The sequence below is a fragment of the Pseudomonas sp. SMV71 genome (assembly GCF_052042015.1).
Lineage (GTDB): Bacteria > Pseudomonadota > Gammaproteobacteria > Pseudomonadales > Pseudomonadaceae > Aquipseudomonas.
In genome coordinates, this window is the sequence record NZ_JBKGGU010000012.1 from 177,455 (window position 1) to 199,386 (window position 21,932).

General features: G+C 61.7%; 20 protein-coding genes and 1 pseudogene. 15 read left to right on the forward strand and 6 right to left on the reverse strand.

Annotation, left to right across the window (positions count from 1 at the left end):
* Positions 1–232: 232 nt before the first annotated feature.
* Together ACLEJQ_RS14800 and argB are read left to right on the forward strand one after the other, a co-directional pair.
* Positions 233–1,648 (forward strand): annotated as a pseudogene (locus ACLEJQ_RS14800) (phosphomannomutase/phosphoglucomutase); the annotation flags it as partial.
* A 27-nt stretch (positions 1,649–1,675) separates the two neighbouring features.
* Positions 1,676–2,581: an acetylglutamate kinase gene (gene argB, locus ACLEJQ_RS14805; RefSeq protein WP_440796141.1), complete on the forward strand. Its 906-nt coding sequence runs from the start codon at positions 1,676–1,678 to the stop codon at positions 2,579–2,581.
* 230 nt (positions 2,582–2,811) lie between these two features.
* On the opposite strand, the gene pyrE is transcribed toward argB, so the two are convergent.
* Positions 2,812–3,456 carry an orotate phosphoribosyltransferase gene (pyrE, locus tag ACLEJQ_RS14810; RefSeq protein ID WP_440796143.1) on the reverse strand — a complete coding sequence of 215 codons (645 nt, stop codon included), beginning with the start codon at positions 3,454–3,456 and terminating at the stop codon, positions 2,812–2,814.
* Positions 3,457–3,539: 83 nt separating this feature from the next.
* Here pyrE and ACLEJQ_RS14815 point away from each other — a divergent pair, with 83 nt between their 5' ends.
* The gene (locus ACLEJQ_RS14815) at positions 3,540–4,319 is read left to right on the forward strand and encodes an exodeoxyribonuclease III (protein ID WP_440796145.1); all 780 of its coding nucleotides are present in this window, start codon (positions 3,540–3,542) and stop codon (positions 4,317–4,319) included.
* Between the two features lie 105 nt (positions 4,320–4,424).
* Here the strand turns inward: ACLEJQ_RS14815 and gltS are convergent, their stop codons facing one another.
* From gltS to rph, 3 genes are all read right to left on the reverse strand, one after another.
* A complete protein-coding gene (gene gltS / locus ACLEJQ_RS14820; protein ID WP_440796147.1) occupies positions 4,425–5,630 on the reverse strand; it encodes a sodium/glutamate symporter in 1,206 nt (401 codons plus the stop codon).
* A gap of 498 nt (positions 5,631–6,128) precedes the next feature.
* On the reverse strand, positions 6,129–6,497 hold the full coding sequence (locus ACLEJQ_RS14825) for a DUF4870 domain-containing protein (protein ID WP_245139844.1): 369 nt from the start codon (positions 6,495–6,497) through the stop codon (positions 6,129–6,131).
* Positions 6,498–6,526: 29 nt separating this feature from the next.
* Entirely contained in the window at positions 6,527–7,249 is a 723-nt protein-coding gene (gene rph, locus ACLEJQ_RS14830; protein ID WP_024780256.1) for a ribonuclease PH, read from the reverse strand.
* Between the two features lie 261 nt (positions 7,250–7,510).
* Here rph and ACLEJQ_RS14835 point away from each other — a divergent pair, with 261 nt between their 5' ends.
* The 6 genes from ACLEJQ_RS14835 to ACLEJQ_RS14860 all read left to right on the forward strand — a co-directional run bounded on the left by ACLEJQ_RS14835 (position 7,511) and on the right by ACLEJQ_RS14860 (position 12,960).
* On the forward strand, positions 7,511–8,374 hold the full coding sequence (locus tag ACLEJQ_RS14835; RefSeq protein ID WP_440796149.1) for a YicC/YloC family endoribonuclease: 864 nt from the start codon (positions 7,511–7,513) through the stop codon (positions 8,372–8,374).
* 12 nt (positions 8,375–8,386) lie between these two features.
* Positions 8,387–9,007, forward strand: coding sequence for a guanylate kinase (gmk, locus tag ACLEJQ_RS14840; protein WP_440796151.1), 621 nt, complete (start codon positions 8,387–8,389; stop codon positions 9,005–9,007).
* Between the two features lie 326 nt (positions 9,008–9,333).
* Positions 9,334–9,597: a DNA-directed RNA polymerase subunit omega gene (gene rpoZ / locus ACLEJQ_RS14845; protein WP_003177259.1), complete on the forward strand. Its 264-nt coding sequence runs from the start codon at positions 9,334–9,336 to the stop codon at positions 9,595–9,597.
* Between the two features lie 57 nt (positions 9,598–9,654).
* Entirely contained in the window at positions 9,655–11,760 is a 2,106-nt protein-coding gene (spoT, locus tag ACLEJQ_RS14850) for a bifunctional GTP diphosphokinase/guanosine-3',5'-bis pyrophosphate 3'-pyrophosphohydrolase (protein ID WP_440796153.1), read from the forward strand.
* Between the two features lie 24 nt (positions 11,761–11,784).
* Positions 11,785–12,165, forward strand: a complete 381-nt coding sequence (locus ACLEJQ_RS14855; RefSeq protein WP_440796155.1) for a RidA family protein — start codon at positions 11,785–11,787, stop codon at positions 12,163–12,165.
* Positions 12,166–12,219: 54 nt separating this feature from the next.
* Positions 12,220–12,960: a hypothetical protein gene (locus ACLEJQ_RS14860; protein ID WP_440796157.1), complete on the forward strand. Its 741-nt coding sequence runs from the start codon at positions 12,220–12,222 to the stop codon at positions 12,958–12,960.
* Between the two features lie 130 nt (positions 12,961–13,090).
* Here the strand turns inward: ACLEJQ_RS14860 and ACLEJQ_RS14865 are convergent, their stop codons facing one another.
* Positions 13,091–13,948, reverse strand: coding sequence for an SDR family oxidoreductase (locus tag ACLEJQ_RS14865; protein WP_440796159.1), 858 nt, complete (start codon positions 13,946–13,948; stop codon positions 13,091–13,093).
* Between the two features lie 187 nt (positions 13,949–14,135).
* Between ACLEJQ_RS14865 and exbB the strand changes: the two genes are divergently transcribed.
* The 6 genes from exbB (at position 14,136) to ACLEJQ_RS14895 (ending at position 21,087) form a co-directional block, all read left to right on the forward strand.
* Entirely contained in the window at positions 14,136–15,116 is a 981-nt protein-coding gene (gene exbB, locus ACLEJQ_RS14870; protein ID WP_440796161.1) for a tonB-system energizer ExbB, read from the forward strand.
* Positions 15,117–15,122: 6 nt separating this feature from the next.
* Positions 15,123–15,551 (forward strand): TonB system transport protein ExbD, encoded by a 429-nt coding sequence (exbD, locus tag ACLEJQ_RS14875; protein WP_440796163.1) that lies wholly within the window; start codon positions 15,123–15,125, stop codon positions 15,549–15,551.
* On the forward strand, positions 15,548–16,303 hold the full coding sequence (locus ACLEJQ_RS14880; RefSeq protein ID WP_440796165.1) for an energy transducer TonB: 756 nt from the start codon (positions 15,548–15,550) through the stop codon (positions 16,301–16,303). The genes exbD and ACLEJQ_RS14880 overlap by 4 nt, the downstream gene beginning before the upstream one ends.
* 301 nt (positions 16,304–16,604) lie before the next feature.
* Positions 16,605–17,525 (forward strand): LysR substrate-binding domain-containing protein, encoded by a 921-nt coding sequence (locus ACLEJQ_RS14885; RefSeq protein ID WP_440796167.1) that lies wholly within the window; start codon positions 16,605–16,607, stop codon positions 17,523–17,525.
* Positions 17,526–17,534: 9 nt separating this feature from the next.
* Positions 17,535–19,610 carry an ATP-dependent DNA helicase RecG gene (recG, locus tag ACLEJQ_RS14890; protein ID WP_440796169.1) on the forward strand — a complete coding sequence of 692 codons (2,076 nt, stop codon included), beginning with the start codon at positions 17,535–17,537 and terminating at the stop codon, positions 19,608–19,610.
* A gap of 79 nt (positions 19,611–19,689) precedes the next feature.
* Positions 19,690–21,087 (forward strand): HDOD domain-containing protein, encoded by a 1,398-nt coding sequence (locus ACLEJQ_RS14895; protein WP_440796171.1) that lies wholly within the window; start codon positions 19,690–19,692, stop codon positions 21,085–21,087.
* Between the two features lie 186 nt (positions 21,088–21,273).
* Here the strand turns inward: ACLEJQ_RS14895 and ACLEJQ_RS14900 are convergent, their stop codons facing one another.
* Entirely contained in the window at positions 21,274–21,651 is a 378-nt protein-coding gene (locus ACLEJQ_RS14900) for a helicase (protein WP_440796173.1), read from the reverse strand.
* Positions 21,652–21,932 lie beyond the last annotated feature (281 nt).

A 21,932-nucleotide genomic window follows, 5' to 3' on the forward strand; every position in this document is an offset into this window, starting at 1 on the left:
ACTCAGGCCGGGTGTCCTGCCCGGCCCAACTATTAAGCTTCTGTTTCAGGGCTACAAAATGCGCAATGGCTTTCTGCTAGGTTTCCCATCCGGAATCAAGGTATTAGGCGAGCGAGGCCGGGGTAACGCTGTCTCATGGCATTTTCCCACCACGAACTCTCTGTCAAAAACGCCGTCATACCCTTCAGCTTGAGCCTGCCGACGCCCGTTGTCGGCCTGTCCAGTCACTTTCCTGATAGAGCGCCCGCCCATGAACACCCCAGCCGCAATCGCCCCGATCTTCCCTGACAGCATCTTCCGCGCCTACGACATCCGTGGCGTGGTACCGGAAACCCTCACCGGCGAAACCGCCTACTGGATCGGCCGCGCCATTGGCTCACAAAGCCTGGCCCAGGGCGAGCCGAATGTGTCCGTTGGCCGCGATGGCCGCTTGTCCGGTCCTGAACTGGTCGAGCAACTGATCAAGGGCATTGCCGACAGCGGTTGCCACGTCAGCGACGTTGGCCTGGTCCCGACCCCGGCGTTGTACTACGCCGCCAACGTACTGGCCGGCAGATCCGGCGTGATGCTTACCGGCAGCCACAACCCGTCGAACTACAACGGCTTCAAGATCGTCATCGCCGGTGACACCCTGGCCAACGAGCAGATCCAGGCGTTGCACACGCGCCTCAAGACCAATGACCTGAGCAGCGGCGAGGGCAGCATCACCAAGGTCGACATCCTCGACCGCTACAGTGACGAAATCGTCAAGGACGTGAAGCTCGCCCGCCGCCTGAAAGTCGTGGTCGACTGCGGCAACGGCGCAGCCGGGGTGATCGCGCCACAACTGATCGAAGCGCTCAATTGCGAAGTGATCCCGCTGTTCTGCGACGTGGATGGCAACTTCCCCAACCACCACCCGGACCCGGGCAAGCTGGAAAACCTGCAAGACCTGATCGCCAAGGTCAAGGAAACCAACGCTGACGTGGGCCTGGCCTTCGACGGCGACGGCGACCGCGTGGGCGTGGTAACCAATACCGGCAGCGTCGTGTTCCCTGACCGCCTGTTGATGCTGTTCGCCAAGGATGTGGTGGCGCGCAACCCCGATGCAGAAATCATCTTCGACGTGAAGTGCACCCGCCGCCTGGTCCCGCTGATCAAGGAATACGGCGGTCGCCCGCTGATGTGGAAAACCGGCCATTCGTTGATCAAGAAGAAAATGAAACAAAGCGGCGCGCTGCTGGCCGGCGAAATGAGTGGCCACATCTTCTTCAAGGAGCGCTGGTTCGGTTTCGACGATGGCATCTACAGCGCGGCGCGCCTGCTGGAAATCCTCAGCAAGGAAAAATCCACCGCTGAAGAGCTGTTCGCGACCTTCCCGAACGATATTTCTACGCCGGAAATCAATATCCATGTGACCGAAGAGAGCAAATTCAGCATCATTGATGCACTGCACGACGCTCAATGGGGCGAAGGCGCCGAACTGACCACCATCGACGGTGTACGGGTCGACTATCCCCAAGGCTGGGGCCTGGTTCGCGCATCCAACACCACGCCGGTGCTGGTGCTGCGTTTCGAGGCCGACAACGAAGCGGAACTGCAGCGCATCAAGGATGTGTTCCACGCCCAACTCAAACGTGTTGCACCCGATCTCCAACTACCGTTTTGATTCATTGAAGCATCACCGGAGCCCTGAATGACCCTCGAACGCGAAGCCGCCGCCCATACCGCCAAGGTCCTGTCCGAAGCGTTGCCTTATATCCGACGCTACGTCGGCAAGACCCTGGTGATCAAATACGGCGGCAACGCAATGGAAAGCGAGGAGCTGAAAACCGGCTTCGCCCGCGACATCGTGCTGATGAAGGCCGTGGGCATCAACCCGGTGGTGGTCCACGGTGGCGGCCCGCAGATCGGTGACCTGCTCAAGCGTCTGTCGATCGAAAGCCACTTCATCGATGGCATGCGCGTCACCGACGCGCAGACCATGGATGTGGTGGAAATGGTCTTGGGCGGTCAGGTCAACAAGGACATCGTCAACCTGATCAACCGCCATGGCGGCAGCGCCATCGGCCTGACCGGTAAAGATGCCGAGCTGATCCGGGCGAAAAAACTCACCGTCACCCGCCAGACGCCGGAAATGACCCAGCCGGAAATCATCGACATCGGCCAGGTAGGCGAAGTGGTCGGCATCAACACCGACCTGCTGAACCTGCTGGTCCAGGGCGACTTCATCCCGGTGATCGCACCTATCGGCGTGGGTGCCAACGGCGAGTCTTACAATATCAATGCCGACCTGGTCGCCGGTAAGGTTGCCGAAGCACTGAAAGCTGAAAAACTGATGCTGCTGACCAACATTGCCGGCTTGATGGACAAGTCGGGCAAGGTCCTGACCGGCCTGTCGACCCAACAGGTCGATGACCTGATCGCGGACGGCACCATCTATGGCGGCATGCTGCCCAAGATCCGCTGTGCGCTGGAAGCGGTACAGGGCGGTGTAGGCAGTTCGCTGATCATCGATGGTCGAGTGCCCAATGCGATCCTGCTGGAGATCTTCACCGATACCGGTGTGGGTACTTTGATCAGCAATCGCAAGCGGTCGTAAACGACACCCAAAAAAAAAAGACCCCGCTCAACCTGGTTGGGCGGGGTCTTTTTTTTTATCACGCCTTATAGGCTGGATGCGCCTGTGGCGGGAGCCGGATATCTTGTGGCGAGGGAGCTTGCTCCCGCTGGGCTGCGAAGCGGCCCCAAGAAAAGCGAGGGCCGCTGCGCGCCCCAGCGGGAGCAAGCTCCCTCGCCACAAAAACTTTCTCACCACAGGTGAAGCGTTTTTCAGACGCCGAACTGCGCCCGATAAGCCTCAACCGCCGGCAAATGCTGCTTGAGCTGTGGATCATCGGCCAAGAACTCCAGCACCTGGTTCAGCGAGACAATGCTGATGACCGGGATGCCGAAATCACACTCCACTTCCTGAATCGCCGACAACTCGCCGTTGCCGCGCTCCTGGCGATTCAAGGCAATCAGCACGCCGGCGGCCTTGGCGCCGTCCTGGGAGCCGATGATCTGCATCACTTCACGAATGGCAGTGCCGGCAGTGATCACGTCGTCGATGATCAACACTTCACCGGTGAGCGGCGCGCCTACCAGACTCCCGCCTTCGCCATGGGCCTTGGCTTCCTTGCGGTTGAAACACCAGGGCAGGTCACGGCCGTGGTGTTCGGCCAGGGCAACGGCAGTGGCTGCGGCCAGGGGGATGCCTTTGTAGGCTGGGCCGAACAGCACGTCGAACGGGATGCCGCTCTCAACGATGGCCGCCGCATAGAAACGACCCAGCTGGGCCAGGGCCGAACCGCTGTTGAACAGGCCGGCATTGAAGAAGTACGGGCTGGTGCGCCCGGACTTGAGGGTGAACTCACCGAAGCGCAGAACGCCGCGATCGATGGCAAAACGAATGAAATCGCGCTGATACGCCTGCATGAAAAAAAGCCTCAAATACCGCGGATTTAGCTAAATAGGTACACGCCGTGTATCATACACGCACGTGATTTTTGGGGCCATTTATGCGGATCATCAGTGTGAACGTCAATGGTATTCAGGCTGCAGTGGAGCGGGGTTTGCTCAGTTGGCTGCAAGCACAGAATGCCGACGTCATCTGCCTGCAGGACACCCGCGCCTCCGCCTTTGAACTGGACGATGCAGCCTTCCAACTGGATGGTTACTTCCTTTATGCCTGCGATGCCGAAGTTCCCGCCCAGGGTGGCGTGGCTCTGTACTCGCGGCTGCAACCGAAGGCTGTCATCAACGGTCTCGGTTTCGAGACGGCGGACCGCTACGGGCGCTACCTGCAAGCCGATTTCGACAAGGTCAGCATCGCGACCTTACTGCTTCCTTCGGGGCAGAACGGCGATGAAGATTTGAATCAGAAATTCAAGTTGATGGACGATTTCGCCCGTTACCTGGATAAACAGCGGCGCAAACGTCGCGAGTACATTTACTGTGGCTCGCTGTACGTGGCGCAACAGAAGCTGGATATCAAGAACTGGCGCGACAGCCAACAATCCCCGGGCTTCCTGCCGCCGGAACGGGCATGGATGGACGAGATCATTGGCAACATGGGCTATGTCGATGCCCTGCGCGAGGTCAGCCGTGAGGGCGACCTGTACAGCTGGTGGCCGGATAACGAACAGGCCGAGATGCTCAACCTCGGCTGGCGTTTCGACTACCAACTGCTGACGCCAGGCCTGCGGCGCTTCGTACGCAGCGCTCGCCTGCCCCGTCAGCCACGGTTCTCGCAGCATGCGCCGCTGATCGTGGATTACGACTGGACACTGACCATCTGAGTGCCGCCTTCCAGTGGCCTCAATCAGTCCGAGGCAGTCGACCGGCTAAAGAAAATGCCCGTATCGCAAGATACGGGCATTTTTTTGGCCGATATCATTCGGGCTTCAGCCAGTGGCAAACATTGGCAGCGCCAGGTACAACTTGATCACGATGACATTAATGATGTCGATGAAAAACGCTCCCACCATCGGCACCACCAGGAACGCAATCTGCGAAGCGCCGTAGCGCTGGGTCACCGCTTGCATATTGGCAATGGCCGTCGGAGTGGCACCCAGGCCGAAACCACAGTGCCCAGCCGCCAGTACCGCGGCATCGTAGTTGCGCCCCATCATTCTGAATGTCACGAAAATCGCGAACAACGCCATGACCAGCGCCTGGGCGGCAAGGATGATGAATATCGGCAACGCCAGCGCCGCCAGGTCCCAGAGTTTGAGCGACATCAGTGCAATCGCCAGGAACAACGACAAGCTGACATTTCCCAGCACCGACACCTCCCGCTCGAACACCTGATATACACCAAGCGCGGACAGGCCGTTGCGCAACACGACGCCGACGAACAAGACACAGACGAAGGTCGGCAGCTCGAATGCAGTGTCATGAAGCCAGCCATTGAGCAAAGTGCCTGCCAGCAGGCTGACCGCGATCAGCGCCAGGGTCTCGATGAACGAAAACGGGGTGATCGAGCGCTCCTTGTTCGGTTGCTCAAAGCCCTTCGGTAGCCAGGGTTTCTCAGGCTCAGGGCGGGGTTTCGGGGCACGCTTGATCAACACCCGGGCGACGGGTCCGCCAATCAGGCCGCCCAGTACCAGGCCGAACGTCGCTGAGGCCATCGCCAGCTCCGAGGCAGAGGCCAACCCGAACTTCTCGCTGAACATCGTTCCCCAGGCAGCACCGGTCCCGTGCCCACCCGCCAAGGTGATCGACCCCGTCAGCAAACCCATCAGCGGGTCGAGCCCCAACGTCGTGGCGAGCCCGATGCCCAATGCGTTCTGGACCACCAGAAGCCCGGTCACTGCCAACAGGAAGATCCCCACGACACGCCCGCCTTTTCTCAGGCTGGCGAAGTCTGCGCTCAACCCGATGGTGGCAAAGAAAGCCAACATCAAAGGCGTCTGCAATGAAGTATCGAACCGTACTTCAATATCAACAAACCGCAGTATCAAGAGCACCAGAGCAACTACGAGACCGCCCGCGACAGGCTCGGGAATATTATAGGCACGCAAAAAACCGACACGTGCGACGAGTCCGCGACCCAGCAGAAGTACTAGAGAGGCGGCAACCAGTGTTCCATAGAAATCGAGTTGAACCATTGAGTTTATTCTTGGGCTGGATATTCAGAGGGAACCTGTTTACCTGGGCCCGTCTCTTGAATAGGTTGATTTAACGCGAATTGCGCTCGAGATCCGAGGGCCTTCAATGGCCGGGATACGTCGATAGATTTCTTGGTGAACAAGACTGTGGGGAACCTTAGCAATCGATAAAGGTTGTTGCCAAGGACATAAATAGGGACAGGTGCTTTTAGTTGTGACTGAAAATGTAAGATGGTTTTAACAATTAGGTGACTTGCATATATGGGTACGATTTACAAGTCGGACAATTCTGATTTAGTTGGTGTGAATATCCGTTTCCCAATAACTTTCGGAGAGCCAGAATGCCGCCCAGTCAAAAATAACCAAAAACGTAGGGGCGCCTGTTTGTAGATAGATTCCTATCGCGAACGGGCTCGCTCCCACATGTGATCTTCGGTAGGTACAAATTATTTTCGAGAGAAAAACGAATGTGGGAGCAAGCACGCTCCCACAGGTCCGTTACTTGACCAGTCGCCAGGTGAACGGGTACCGATACGCCTGCCCCTCATTGGCCTTGACCCCGCCAATGATGGTCAAGACCAACGCACCGATCGCAATCAACCCGAACAGAAAGAAGCCAATCACCACGACCATCAGCAACAGACTGATCGCCGAAGCAATCGCCACAGTAATCTGAAAGTTCAGGGCTTCCTTGCCCTGGGCATCGATAAACGGATCGGACTCACGCTTGAGCTGCCAGAGCACCAGTGGCCCGATCAGCGTACCGAACGGAATCCAGATCCCCAGCAAGGCGGACAGGTGACAAAACATCGCCCATTGACGCGCCTCTTTGCTCGGCTGGGGCAGCAGGATTTGTTCATCACTCATGACATTCTCCTTGTCCGGGACAGAATCGATCAGTCAGCCAATGCGGCCTTTTGCAGTTCAAAGATCTCGCTCATGCCTTTCTTCGCCAATTCCAGCATAGCGTTCAATTCTTCCGGCTGGAACGGCGCGCCCTCGGCGGTGCCCTGTACTTCGATGAAGCCGCCGGCGCTGGTCATGACCACGTTCAGGTCGGTCTCGGCCGCGGAGTCTTCCAGATAGTCCAGGTCCAGCACTGGCTCGCCCTGGTACATACCCACGGAGACTGCACCGATCATCTGCTTGAGCGGATCGCCACCCTTGAGGCCGCCACGCTTCTTGATTACTTTCAAGGCGTCGACCAGCGCGACCATGGCGCCAGTGATAGACGCGGTGCGGGTACCGCCATCGGCCTGGATCACGTCGCAATCGACATAAAGGGTCACATCGCCCAGCTTGGACATGTCCAGTGCCGCACGCAGCGAGCGGCCGATCAGGCGCTGAATTTCCAGGGTGCGACCGCCCTGCTTGCCACGGCTGGCTTCACGCTGGTTCCGCTCGCCGGTGGCCCGCGGCAGCATGCCGTACTCGGCCGTCAACCAACCCTGGCCCTGGCCCTTGAGGAACCGCGGCACGCCATTTTCGACGCTGACGGTGCAGATGACCTTGGTATCACCGAATTCGACCAGTACAGATCCCTCGGCGTGTTTGGTGTAGTTGCGGGTAATGCGGATCGAGCGGAGCTGATCGGCAGCGCGACCACTTGGACGTTTCATAGGGAACACCTGTACTGAGGACGGAAAACTGCCGGCATTATAAAGCCGTGAACCGCCATAAGGCAGTTTAAACGTCGCGCAGTTCAAAAAACCGCGGCGCTCCGGGCCGCGCAACGGCCCGGCCGACGGGCTGTAGCGCTTTGTCGCATGCACGGTTTGGGAGCATGGGGTTCACTGCGCTACAATCCTGCGCCTTTGCGGCCCTTGGGCTTTTATTCACAGATACCAGGTCGTGACAGGCCTGCATTGCGAGGAACCTCCATGGTGCACAGCATGACTGCCTTCGCCCGCGTCGAGAAGGCCGGGCCCCAGGGCACGCTGAGCTGGGAACTGCGCTCGGTCAACAGCCGCTACCTGGAGCCGCACCTGCGCCTGCCGGAGTCCTTCCGCGACCTGGAAGGCGGCGTGCGCGAAGCGCTGCGCCAGGGCCTGTCCAGGGGCAAACTGGAATGCACCCTGCGCTTTACCGAAGAAAGCACCGGTAAAACCTTGCAGGTGGATCGAGAGCGGGCCGCGCAACTGGTTGCCGCCGCCGAAACCGTTGCCAGCCTGATCAACAATCCCGCCGCCCTGAACCCGCTGGAAGTGCTGGCCTGGCCCGGCGTGCTGGTGGGTGACGCGAGCGACCCGCAGGCGCTGAACGCCGAGGCCCTGGCGCTGTTCAACCAAGGCCTGAAGGAACTCAAGGCCGGGCGTGAGCGTGAAGGCGCGGAACTGGCCCGGTTGATCAACGAACGTCTGACCTCCATCGAAGAGGACGTCGCCACCCTGCGCGAACTGGTCCCGCAGATGCTTGCCACCCAGCGCCAGAAAGTCCTCGACCGCTTTGCCGACATGAAGGCCGAGCTGGACCCGCAGCGCCTGGAACAGGAAATGGTCATGCTCGCGCAAAAAAGCGACGTGGCTGAAGAGCTGGATCGCCTGAGCACCCACATCATCGAAGTTCGCCGGGTGCTCAAGTCCGGCGGTGCGGCCGGTCGCCGCCTCGACTTCCTGATGCAGGAGCTCAACCGCGAAGCCAACACACTGGGCTCCAAGGCCTTCGACCCGCGCAGCACCCAGGCGGCGGTCAACCTCAAGGTGTTGATCGAGCAGATGCGCGAACAAGTGCAGAACATTGAGTAAGGCTAACCCGACATGACCCACAGCACCGGCACTCTCTACATCATTTCCGCGCCCTCGGGCGCCGGCAAGACCAGCCTGGTCAAGGCCCTGATCGACGCCGAGCCGCAGATTCGCGTCTCGGTCTCACACACCACCCGCGCCATGCGTCCCGGTGAAGTGGACGGCGTGAACTACCACTTCGTCGACCGCGAAGAGTTCGTGAAGATGGCCGAACACGGCGACTTCCTGGAGCGCGCCGAAGTCTTCGGCAACCTGTACGGCACCTCGCAAAGCTACCTGCAGCAGACCCTGGACGAAGGCCACGACCTGATCCTGGAAATCGACTGGCAAGGCGCCGAGCAGGTGCGCAAGCTGATGCCCCAGGCCCGCTCGATCTTTATCCTGCCACCGAGCCAGCAGGCCCTGCGCCAGCGCCTGACCAACCGTGGCCAGGACAGCGACGAGATCATCGACGGCCGGATGCGCGAAGCGGTCAGCGAAATGAGCCACTACGTGGACTACGATTACCTGATCATCAACGACGATTTCGCCCATGCGCTGGACGACCTCAAGGCGATTTTCCGCGCCAACCAGCTGCAACAGAAACGCCAGCAGCAACGTTTCGGTAAATTGCTGGCCGAACTACTGGGCTGAACAGCCCTTCCCAAAACCGTTGCGACGGCTTTACATTGGTACTCGCAGCGCGACTGTGGCCTGTACGGTTGATTCGTGCATTCAAATTCGAGTGCCAGGGTTTGCCGCGCAAGGCGCCATGACGAGTCGTAGCCAGCTACGGCGAGGAATGGCAACGCAGCGAGGCAAATACTGGCGCCGAAGTTGGGTGCACGCATCAGCCACACAGGCCATTCAGGGCTTGCTCAAAAAATCAGCGCTTCCCTAAACGCTGGTGTTTTTTTAAACTGTCGAGTCCGCTCGCCCAACCGGGCAGCGCGCATATTGCATTCGCTCCGAGGAATACCATGGCCCGCGTAACCGTTGAAGACTGCCTAGAACACGTGGAAAACCGCTTTGAGCTGGTCATGCTCTCTACCAAGCGTGCCCGTCAACTGGCCACCGGCGGCAAAGAGCCATTGGTCCAGTGGGAAAACGACAAGCCTACCGTAGTAGCGCTGCGTGAAATCGCCGAGGGCCTGATGAGCTACGAGTTCATCGCCAACGCTGAAATCGTCGAGGACGAACCGCTGTTCGCAGCGTTCGAGGACGAGTCCAACGAGGCGGTCTAAGCCTATGCCTGGTCGACGTAGCACGGCGCGGGGTCACAGCAGACGGCAGGAGTCATCATGCCGAGCATAGACGCCCTCGCCGATCGCTTATCGGCCTACCTCGGCACGGACCAGGTCAATCTGGTCCGCCGAGCCTATTTCTACGCCGAACAAGCCCACGACGGCCAACGCCGCCGCAGCGGCGAGGCGTACGTCACGCACCCGCTTGCGGTGGCGAACATTCTTGCCGACATGCACATGGACCATCAGAGCCTGATGGCGGCCATGCTCCATGACGTGATCGAAGACACCGGCATCGCCAAGGAAGCACTGCAAGCGCAGTTCGGCGAAACCGTGGCCGAACTGGTCGACGGGGTCAGCAAACTGACCCAGATGAACTTCGAGACCAAGGCCGAGGCCCAGGCCGAAAACTTCCAGAAAATGGCAATGGCCATGGCGCGCGACATCCGGGTGATCCTGGTCAAGCTCGCCGACCGCCTGCATAACATGCGCACCCTGGAAGTGCTGTCCGGCGAAAAACGCCGGCGCATCGCCAAGGAAACCCTGGAAATCTACGCGCCCATCGCCAACCGCCTGGGCATGCATGCGATCCGCATCGAGTTCGAAGACCTCGGCTTCAAGGCCATGCACCCGATGCGGTCGGCGCGCATCAACCAGGCTGTCAAGCGCGCCCGGGGCAACCGCAAGGAAATCGTCAACAAGATCGAAGAGTCGCTGAGCCACTGCCTGGCTATCGACGGCATCGAAGGCGAGGTCAGCGGCCGGCAGAAGCACCTCTACGGCATCTACAAGAAAATGCGCGGCAAGCGTCGGGCCTTCAACGAGATCATGGACGTCTACGCGTTCCGTATCATCGTCGACAAGGTCGATACCTGCTACCGCGTGCTGGGCGCCGTGCATAATTTGTACAAACCGTTGCCGGGCCGCTTCAAGGACTACATCGCGATCCCCAAGGCCAACGGCTACCAGTCGCTGCACACCACGCTGTTCGGCATGCACGGCGTACCGATCGAGATCCAGATCCGCACCCGCGAAATGGAAGAGATGGCCAACAACGGCATCGCCGCCCACTGGCTCTACAAATCCAGCGGCGACGAGCAACCCAAGAGCACTCATGCCCGGGCCCGACAGTGGGTCAAGGGTGTGCTGGAAATGCAGCAACGCGCCGGCAACTCCCTGGAATTCATCGAAAGCGTGAAAATCGACCTGTTCCCGGACGAGGTCTATGTCTTCACGCCCAAGGGCCGGATCATGGAGCTGCCCAAAGGCTCCACGGCGGTGGACTTCGCCTACGCGGTCCACACCGACGTCGGCAACAGCTGCATCGCCTGCCGGATCAACCGGCGCCTGGCACCGTTGTCCGAGCCACTGCAAAGCGGTTCCACGGTGGAAATCGTCAGCGCACCCGGCGCACGACCGAATCCGGCCTGGCTCAACTTCGTGGTCACCGGCAAGGCGCGCACGCACATTCGCCACGCCCTGAAACTGCAACGCCGGTCCGAATCCATCAGCCTGGGCGAACGCCTGCTGAACAAAGTGCTGAACGGTTTCGACAGCTCGCTGGACAACATCCCGCCCGAGCGCGTGCAGGCGATGCTCAATGAATACCGCCTCGAACTGGTCGAGGACCTGCTCGAAGACATCGGCCTGGGCAATCGCATGGCCTACGTCGTCGCCCGTCGCCTGCTTGGTGAAGGCGAACAGCTGCCAAGCCCCGAAGGGCCGCTGGCAATCCGTGGCACCGAGGGCCTGGTGCTCAGCTACGCCAAGTGTTGCACGCCAATTCCGGGCGACCCGATTGTCGGTCACCTCTCCGCTGGCAAGGGGATGGTGGTGCACCTGGAAAACTGCCGCAACATCAGCGAAATCCGCCACAACCCGGAAAAATGCATCCAGCTGTCCTGGGCCAAGGATGTCACCGGCGAATTCAATGTCGAGCTGCGGGTCGAGCTGGAGCACCAGCGCGGCCTGATCGCGCTGCTGGCCAGCAGCGTGAACGCCGCCGACGGCAATATCGAGAAAATCAGCATGGACGAACGCGATGGCCGCATCAGCGTCGTCCAACTGGTGGTCAGCGTGCACGACCGCGTGCACCTGGCCCGCGTGATCAAGAAACTGCGCGCCCTGACCGGCGTCATCCGCATCACCCGCATGCGCGCGTAGCCCTTCCACAACAAGGAGTCATACATGACCAGAACCGTCATCAACAGCGACAAGGCCCCGGCCGCCATCGGCACCTATTCCCAGGCGATCAAGGCGGGCAACACCGTGTACATGTCGGGCCAGATCCCGCTGGACCCGAAAACCATGGAGCTGGTCGAAGGCTTCGAAGCCCAGACCGTGCAGGTGTTCGAGAACCTCAAGGCCGTGGCCGAAGCCGCTGGCGGTTCGTTCAAGGACATCGTCAAGCTGAACATCTTCCTTACCGACCTGAGCCACTTCGCCAAGGTCAACGAGATCATGGGTAAATATTTCGAACAGCCTTACCCGGCCCGCGCGGCCATCGGCGTGGCGGCCCTGCCCAAGGGTGCGCAGGTCGAAATGGATGCCATCCTGGTCATCGAGTAACACGCCCGGCGCAGCCTTCCCGCTGCGCCGTTTTCGTTTTGAAAGGATTCCGCCATGCGCAAAGCGCTTGCTCTCTCGCTGCTTGCCCTTTTTCTGAGCGGTTGCGCCAGCGACCCGGCCGATCGTGACATCAGCGGCACCTGGATCAACCAGGCGGCCATCGACGCTGCCGCCAAGGGCGGCCCTCTTCGCGAAGCGCTGCAAGCCTACGGCCCGAACCTGGAATGGGACATCAACACCCGTGCCGGCCAGGCGCGCTACACCAACGGGTTTGAAAATGTCGAAGGCAAGTTGCTGGGCGAAGAAGACGGGGCGTGGAAGGTCGAGTTCTACGGCAGCTCCGCCAGTGAGCTGAAGCGTGACGGTGATCAGTTGAGCCAGGCCGCCACTGAAAACGAACCGCAGCAATTGTTCGATCGGGCGCAGGTCCAGGTTCCAGAAGGCGCGCCCATCGGCGCCAGCTTCGAGCGGGCGCTGTATGCCGCCTACCTGGGTGGCACTTGGAACATCGTCAACGGCCCCGGCCAAGGCGCCAGCGTGCAGTTCCAGCCCGACGGCCAGGTCAGCGGCCTGCCCGGCGCCGACCGTTACGCACTGTGCCTGGCCGGCGATTGCGCCTCCATGAGCGGCGGCAACGACAACATCTGGCTACAACAGAACGGCCAGGGCAATGCCTGGATCTTCGCCCGCAACGGTAAGACGCTGGAAATCTTCCAGACAGTGAACGCGGCGCTGGCGGATGAAATGCCGTCGTTTACGCCGGGTGATCGGCGTTGGGTGTTGGAGAAGCAATAGCCCGAACAGATATCCCTCCTTTGGGAGCGAGCCTGCTCGCGATAGCGTCATTCCGGCCAACGAAGATGTTGGATGGAGGGCCTCATCGCGAGCAGGCTCGCTCCCGCAAGGGTATGTGGCGTATGGAAAATCAGCAGCGCCCATCCAGAATCGCCGCATACCCTTCGCGAAAGCTCGGATAACGCGGCGTCCAGCCCAAGGCCTTGGCTCGGGCGTTGCTGCAGCGCTTGCTGCCGGCGCGGCGCACGCTGGCGTCTTCGGCCCACTCGGTAACACCCATGTACTCGCGCAGCCAGCCCACCACCTCGGCCAGTGGCGCAGGGGCGTCGTCGACGCCGAGGTAGCAATCGTCCAGCGCTTTGCCCTGTCGATCCGCTTCCAGCAGAAACGCCAGCAGCCCAGCCGCGTCGTCGGCATGAATGCGATTGGCGTAGAGCGGCGGATCGATCACCACGCGATAGCCCTGGCGCACCTGACTCAGCAACCATTCGCGGCCCGGACCATAGATGCCGGTCAGACGCACGCGGCTGGCCGGGATGCCGCTGTCGAGCGCAACCTGCTCGGCTTCGAGCATCAACCGACCGGAGTAACCGCTGGCTTCAGTGGGCGAAGTCTCATCGACCCACTCGCCCTTCTGCTGCCCGTACACGCTGCTGCTGGAGACAAACAACAAACGCTTGGGCTGCTGTCCATGCTGCTTCAACCAGCCCAGCACATGCTGCAAACCTTCGACATAGGCCTGGCGATAACCCGCCTCGTCATGATCGGTGGCAGCAGCACTGTAGACCAGATAATCCAGCGGCCCGGTCGGCCAGTCGGCTGGACACTGCTCACTGAACAAATCGCCTGCAACCCCGATGACCCCGGCTGGCAGGTTTGCAACCGTGCGACGCACGCCATACACCTGCCATTGCTGGGCCAATAACTGGCTGGCCAGGCGGCCGCCGATATCACCGCAACCGGCGATCAAAACAGAAGGCGCAGACATCCAAAACTCCTCTGGTAAAGCCCCAGACTAGCCCCCGGAGGGGATGGACGGCTAGCAATGCGAGAAAAAAAGATACTCTATTACTTCTGTTAACAAGAATTACTTGCAATAATGCCCCCCACTTTTGTTCTCGGCCCACGAGGCCTGGAAGAACATCAACCCTCTTTTCCTCTCAGGTCCGGCCAGCATGAAACACTCTCTATCCTCCGCTTCGCCAACCAACCGACCTCGCGCCTGGGGCGCCGCGGCAGCCCTGTTGTTCAGCCTGCTGCTGGTACCTGTCGCTGCGTTCGCCGATGCACAGACGCCCGCAACGACCCCCGCCAGCGCACCGACGGCCACCCAGGCTCCTACCGAAACGGCCGCCCCGGATGCAGCACCGACGGCCAGCGCTCCGGCCCAGGCCGTCGAAGCCACCGCCGCCGACGCGCCTGAAGTGCTCGAGGCCGACAATACCCTCGGCATGGCCCACGACCTGTCCCCTTGGGGCATGTACAAGAACGCCGACGTCGTCGTGAAAGCCGTGATGATCGGCCTGGCCATCGCTTCGATCATCACCTGGACCATCTGGATCGCCAAGGGCTTCGAACTGCTGGGGGCCAAGCGTCGCCTGCGCGGCGAGATCGCCGCCTTGAAAAAGGCTGCCACCCTCAAGGAAGCCAGCGCCAGTGCGGCGAAGGAAGGCACCCTCGCCAACCTGCTGGTGCACGACGCCCTCGAAGAGATGCGCCTATCGGCCAATAGCCGCGAAAAGGAAGGCATCAAGGAGCGCGTGAGTTTCCGCCTTGAGCGCCTGGTCGCCGCCTGCGGTCGCAACATGAGCAGCGGCACCGGCGTGCTCGCCACCATCGGTTCCACCGCGCCGTTCGTTGGCCTGTTCGGCACCGTATGGGGCATCATGAACAGCTTCATCGGCATCGCCAAGACTCAGACCACCAACCTCGCCGTCGTGGCCCCCGGGATCGCTGAAGCGCTGCTGGCGACCGCCCTGGGCCTGGTCGCCGCGATCCCGGCGGTAGTCATCTACAACGTCTTCGCCCGCTCCATCGCCGGCTACAAGGCGCAGGTTTCCGACGCCTCGGCCGAAGTGCTGCTGCTGGTCAGCCGCGACCTCGACCACCTGCCGCCCGAGCGCGGCTCGCAACCGCACATGGTGAAAGTGGGGTAATCGGCCATGGGCCTGCATTTGAAAGAAGGCGCAGACGACGATCTGGCCGAGAACCACGAAATCAACGTCACACCGTTCATTGATGTGATGCTGGTGCTGTTGATCATCTTCATGGTCGCGGCCCCGCTCGCCACCGTGGACATCAAGGTCGACCTCCCCGCTTCGACGGCCAAGCCCTCGCCACGGCCGGAGAAACCGGTGTTCCTCAGCGTCAAGGCTGACCAGCGGCTGTTTTTGGGCGAAGACGAAGTCAAGACCGAGAACCTCGGCGCCGTCCTCGATGCCAAGACCCAGGGCAAGAAGGACACGACGATCTTCTTCCAGGCCGACAAGGGCGTGGACTATGGCGACTTGATGAGCGTGATGGACGCCCTGCGCGGCGCCGGCTACCTGAAGGTCGGCCTGGTCGGACTCGAGACGGCGTCGAAGAAATGATCACGACGCGCCAAAAGCTGACGCGTTACAGCGGTAGCCTGGCCGTGGTGCTGGGCGTGCATGCGCTCGCCATCGCCCTGACGCTGAACTGGACGTCCCGCCCGCCCATCGAGTTGCCGCCCCAGGCAATGATGGTCGAGCTGGCACCGGTTCCCGCCCCGCCACCGCCTGCACCGCCGAAAGTCGTCACCCCACCGCGCCCTCCGGAACCGGTGGAAGAGTTGCCGCTGCCCAAACTCGCCGAAGCGCCGAAGGCTGAAATCGCGGTGCCCAAGCCGGTCAAGCCCAAGCCAAAGCCACAACCGCCCAAGCCCAAGCCGGTGGAAAAAAAGCCGGAGCCGCCGAAGGAACCGCCGTCGGAGCAGAAGCCCGCCGACACCCAGCCGACCCAGGCACCGACCGAGAAGTCGGCGCAACCGGCACCCGGCCCTTCGCCCGCACAAATGGCAGCCAAGGCCAACTGGCAAGGCACGCTGCTGGCGCACCTGGGCAAGTACAAGAAGTACCCGCCCCGGGCCCAGCAGATGAACAAGGAAGGCACCAACCGCCTGCGCTTCGTGGTGGATGCCGAGGGTAACGTGTTGTCGTTCGAATTGGTGGGCAGTTCCGGCACCGATTCCCTGGACCGTGCCACCCTGGAGATGATCCGCCGCGCCCAACCGCTGCCCAAGCCACCGGCCGAGCTGCTGACCAATGGCACTATCGAACTGACGGCACCGTTTGTGTATTCCATCGATAAGCGTCGGCGTTGATCAGAAGACACATTGAACCCTGTGGCGAGGGAGCTTGCTCCCGCTGGGCCGCAAAGCGGCCCCAAAACTGCTGGGCGCGCAGTAGCAGCCAGAGCCAGATCAGGGGCCTGCTACGCAGTCCAGCGGGAGCAAGCTCCCTCGCCACAGTGGGTACATGACAGAGGCATCGAAAGGTAGCTGACTCATATCCGGCAACGACGCTGCCAACATTACCCAGTGTCGCACCGACCCCGCAGTCTGATAACGTGCGTCTATCGATTGCAGCCGGTATGCTTGGCTCGCAACTTCACGGACGCTCGCCATGACCCTCACAGAATTACGCTACATCGTCACCCTCGCCCAAGAGCAGCACTTCGGCCATGCGGCCGAGCGGTGCCACGTCAGCCAGCCGACCTTGTCGGTGGGTGTGAAAAAGCTCGAAGACGAGCTCGGCGTGCTGATTTTCGAGCGCAGCAAAAGTGCCGTGCGCCTGACGCCGGTCGGCGAAGGCATCGTTGCCCAGGCACAGAAAGTCCTGGAGCAAGCCCAAGGCATCCGTGAGCTGGCCCAGGCCGGCAAGAACCAGCTGACGGCCCCGCTGAAAGTCGGCGCGATCTACACCGTCGGCCCGTACCTGTTCCCGCACTTGATTCCGCAACTGCACCGGGTCGCCCCGCAGATGCCGTTGTACATCGAAGAAAACTTTACCCACGTGCTGCGCGACAAACTGCGCAATGGCGAACTGGACGCGATCATCATCGCCCTGCCGTTCAACGAAGCCGACGTGCTGACCCTGCCGCTCTACGACGAACCGTTCTACGTCCTGATGCCGGCCCAGCATCCCTGGACCCAGAAAAAAACCATCGACACCGGCCTGCTCAACGACAAGAGTCTGTTGCTGCTCGGCGAAGGCCACTGTTTCCGTGACCAGGTCCTCGAAGCCTGCCCGACGCTGACCAAGGGCAGCGAAGGCGCCAAGCACACCACGGTGGAATCCAGCTCACTGGAAACCATCCGCCACATGGTCGCCTCGGGCCTGGGCATTTCGATCCTGCCGCTGTCGGCGGTGGACAGCCATCACTACGCACCCGGCGTGATCGAAGTCCGCCCGCTGACACCACCGGCGCCGTTCCGCACCGTTGCCATCGCCTGGCGCGCCAGCTTCCCGCGACCCAAGGCCATCGAGATCCTTGCTGACTCGATCCGCCTGTGTTCCGTGGCCAAGCCGCCCGCCGCCAAGTAAGCCGCTGCCATGACTGAGCTGTCGAAGGTGCCGGTCACGGCGCTCAAGGGTGTCGGTGAAGCCATGGCCGAAAAACTGGCCAAGGTCGGCCTGGAGAACCTCCAGGACGTGCTGTTCCACTTGCCGCTGCGCTACCAGGATCGCACCCGTGTCGTACCCATCGGTCATTTGCGTCCGGGACAGGATGCGGTGATCGAAGGTACCGTCAGCGGTGCCGACGTGGTCATGGGCCGCCGCCGCAGCCTCGTGGTGCGTCTGCAGGACGGCACCGGCGGGCTCAGCCTGCGCTTCTATCATTTCAGCAATGCGCAAAAGGAAGGCCTCAAGCGCGGCACTCGTGTGCGTTGCTACGGCGAGGCGCGACCCGGTGCGTCGGGATTGGAGATCTACCACCCGGAATACCGCGCCATCACTGGCGACGAACCGCCGCCGGTGGATGAAACCCTGACCCCGGTCTATCCGCTCACCGAGGGCCTGACCCAGCAGCGCCTGCGTCAGCTGTGCATGCAGACCCTGACCCTGCTCGGCCCCAGCAGCCTGCCCGACTGGCTGCCCACCGAACTGGCCCGGGACTATCAACTGGCGCCGCTGGCCGACGCGATCCGCTACCTGCACAACCCGCCGGCGGATGCCGATATCGACGAACTCGCCCTGGGTCATCACTGGGCCCAGCATCGCCTGGCCTTCGAAGAACTGCTGACCCATCAACTGTCCCAGCAACGCCTGCGCGAAAGCCTGCGCTCGTTGCGCGCCCCGGCCATGCCCAAGGCCCGGGAGCTGCCGGTGCGCTACCTGGCCAACCTGGGCTTTACTCCAACGGGCGCCCAGCAGCGGGTCGGCAACGAAATCGCCTACGACCTGAGCCAGCCCGAACCCATGTTGCGGCTGATCCAGGGCGACGTCGGCGCCGGCAAGACCGTGGTCGCCGCCCTCGCCGCGCTCCAGGCTCTGGAAGCCGGTTATCAAGTGGCGTTGATGGCGCCCACGGAGATTCTGGCCGAGCAGCACTTCATTACCTTTCAGCGCTGGCTCGAACCGCTGGGCATCGAAGTCGCCTGGCTGGCCGGCAAGCTGAAGGGCAAGAACCGTGCGGCGGCCCTGGCGAAGATCGCCGACGGCGCGCCGATGGTGGTCGGCACCCACGCGTTGTTCCAGGACGAAGTGCAGTTCAAGAACCTGGCGCTGGTGATCATCGACGAACAACACCGCTTCGGCGTGCAACAGCGCCTGGCCCTGCGCCAGAAGGGCGTCGGTGGGCGGATGTGCCCCCATCAACTGATCATGACCGCCACGCCGATCCCGCGGACGCTGGCGATGAGCGCCTACGCCGACCTCGACACCTCGATCCTCGACGAACTGCCTCCCGGCCGCACGCCGGTCAATACCGTGCTGGTCACCGATACCCGACGGGTGGAAGTGATCGAGCGCGTGCGCAGCGCCTGTGCCGAGGGTCGGCAGGCCTATTGGGTGTGTACGCTGATCGAAGAATCGGAAGAACTGACCTGCCAGGCGGCCGAAACCACCTTCGAGGACCTCACCGCCGCCCTCGGCGAGTTGAAGGTCGGGTTGATCCACGGCCGCATGAAGCCCGCCGAGAAAGCCGCGGTGATGGCTGAGTTCAAGGCCGGCGCCCTGCAACTGCTGGTCGCCACCACCGTGATCGAGGTCGGCGTCGACGTGCCCAACGCCAGCCTGATGATCATCGAGAACCCCGAGCGCCTGGGCCTGGCGCAGTTGCACCAGTTGCGCGGGCGAGTCGGCCGGGGCAGCGCCGCTAGCCATTGCGTGCTGCTGTATCACCCGCCACTGTCGCAAATCGGTCGCCAACGGCTGGGCATCATGCGTGAAACCAACGATGGCTTCGTCATCGCCGAAAAAGACCTCGAATTGCGCGGTCCGGGTGAAATGCTCGGCACTCGGCAGACCGGTCTGCTTCAATTCAAGGTAGCCGACCTGATGCGCGACGCCGATCTGCTCCCCGCCGTGCGCGACGCCGCCCAGGCGCTGCTGGAACGCTGGCCCGATCACGTCAGCCCGCTGCTGGATCGCTGGCTGCGTCATGGGCAGCAATACGGCCAAGTGTGAGCACGCGCTCAGTTTTCAGGACCCGCGTGCCGGACAAGCTGGTTATACTGACCAACTTGTAGGAAAACGGATACAGACCATGACAGAAGCTGCCCTCGCCCCCGAAATCCCGCACGCTCCGTCTGTAATTCGGCTGCTGCTCGAGAAATTAGGCATCGGCTTTGACGAAGTGCTCGAACGCCCCGGCCTGAACCCGGCCCGCAAGGTGCAGGCGGTTCTGCTGCACGACGCCGTCGGCGCGCTCATGGTGCTGTTTCCGCAAAGCCAGCTGCTGGACCTCAACCGCCTGGCCGAACTCACCGGCCGCAAACTCACGGCGGTGCCCACCGAACGCCTGGAGCGCATGCTCGGTAAACACAGCCTGAGCCTGCTGCCCGGCCTGCCGGCACTGACCAGCTCGCCCTGCCTGTACGAAGAAAGCCTGCTGCGCGAACCGAAGCTGCTGATCAACTCCGGCGAGCCGGGGCTGTTGCTGGAAGTCACCAGCGAAGCCTTCAAGACCATGCTCACCAAGGCCAGCGCCGCCACCTTCGGCGAAGCCGTGAGCAACATCACCCCCAACCTCGACCGTCCGCACGACGACCGCGCGGAGATCACCCAGGCGGTGCAGGCCTTCACGGCGCGCCGCATCCAGCAGCGCCTGGAAGAAACCATCGAGATCCCGCCGCTGGCCGAAACGGCGCAGAAAATCATTAAGCTGCGGGTCGATCCGGACGCAACCATCGATGACATCACCGGCGTGGTGGAAACCGACCCGGCCCTGGCCGCGCAAGTGGTGAGCTGGGCGGCGTCGCCGTACTACGCATCGCCGGGCAAGATTCGCTCGGTGGAAGATGCCATCGTCCGGGTGCTGGGCTTCGACCTGGTGATCAACCTGGCGCTTGGCCTGGCCCTGGGCAAGACCCTGAGCCTGCCCAAGGACCACCCGCAACACACCACGCCTTACTGGCAGCAGTCGATCTACACCGCCGCCGTCATCGAAGGCCTGACCCGCGCCATGCCGCGCGCCCAGCGCCCTGAAGGCGGCCTGACCTACCTCTCCGGCCTGCTGCACAACTTCGGCTACCTGCTGCTGGCCCACGTGTTCCCGCCGCACTTCTCATTGATGTGCCGGCACCTGGAGGTCAACCCTCACCTGTGCCACAGCTACGTGGAACAACACCTGCTGGGCATCAGTCGCGAGCAGATCGGCTCCTGGCTGATGCGCTACTGGGACATGCCCGACGAACTGGCGACCGCCCTGCGCTTCCAGCACGACCCGCACTACGACGGCGAATACGCCGCCTACCCGAACCTGGTGTGCCTGGCCGTGCGCCTGCTCCGGGCGCGCAGCATCGGCTCGGGCCCGGACGAGGAAATCCCCGATGCGTTGCTCGAACGTGTGGGTTTGACGCGGGAAAAGGCCAACGATGTCGTCAGCAAGGTGCTGGAGGCTGAGGTGTTGCTGCGGGAACTGGCTTCGCAGTTCCATAGCTGAAAGCTGCGCCTGGCCCAACCTGACGACTGAAGGCGACTGAGCTTCTGTGGCGAGGGAGCTTGCTCCCGCTCGGCTGCCCAGCAGTCGTAAACCCGCCGATACACAATTGCGGGAAGATCACACAAGCCCATTTGGGGCGGCTGCGCCACCCAGCGGGAGCAAGCTCCCTCGCCACGGGGGTCGTCGCTAGGCTTTCGGTTTCTTCGGCTTCAAATACCGGATCAATCCCTGAAACCAGATCACCAACGCCGGGTTGCCCTTGATCTGGATCGACTTGTCCTGGATCCCCGTCATGAACGCCAACTGCTTGTTCTTGGCCTGCATCGTCGCAAAACCATAGGCCGCGTCCTTGAACGCGATGGCGAACGCCGGGGTCGGATAAGTGCCGGACTGGCTAGTGATGCGCTGATCCTTGACGATGAAATGCCGCGCGACCTTGCCGTCCAGTGTTTGCAGCTGAAACACCAACTCCTTGTCGCCCAACTGTTGCTGGAACGCCGGATTGGTCCGGCTGGCCTTGCCCATCAACAGCCCCAGCATCCACAACAGAAAACGAAATTTCATCGACAGCGCCTCGAGGAGAAAGATGAATGCAGGCGCAGTTTAACGATTCTTTGACGGAACGCCATCATCGGATCTGATTGGAAGAAGATGAGTAGGTTTTCTTGCATGATGACTGCCAAGTCACGAAATTAAACGCATGGAAACATCACCGGGACCGAGGAGAAATCATCCGGTAATAGTGACAGTCTGGCTGACGTGATCGCGAGCAGGGTCGATCCCTAATTCAGCGCCACACAACCTCACCGTGGCGAGGGAGCTTGCTCCCGCTGGCCTGCGAAGCA